1 protein-coding gene is annotated in these 259 nt (G+C 40.9%); it reads right to left on the bottom strand.

The genetic code is table 11. From position 1 onward, the window contains the following. On the bottom strand, positions 1-186 hold a 186-nt coding region (locus AAEY98_RS22465), incomplete at its 3' end, for a deoxyribodipyrimidine photo-lyase (protein WP_351019825.1). Between the last annotated feature and the right edge of the window lie 73 nt (positions 187-259).

Genomic DNA, 259 nt, shown 5'->3' with positions numbered 1-259 from the left:
AGCTTGCCCCCAGTTTGGCGTTTGACTATCGGTCAACTCCGACGCATAAACCATTATTAAAGACCCACTATCAGCCAACGCTGCAGCGTGACTCAAAGTCGCATTGTCATGCACGCGCAGATCATTATGAAACAGCATTAATACTGTTTTTTCACCTGACTCATTAGCTACTAACTGATTGCTCATGCTTATCCTTTAGAATTTAAAAGCCCCTACGCTATGACTATAATATTTTAAAAAAAGCGATACAGTATAGGAC

It is taken from the genome of Shewanella sp. AC91-MNA-CIBAN-0169 (assembly GCF_040310165.1).
Lineage (GTDB): Bacteria > Pseudomonadota > Gammaproteobacteria > Enterobacterales > Shewanellaceae > Shewanella.
This window is presented reverse-complemented; position numbering and strand designations above follow the sequence as displayed.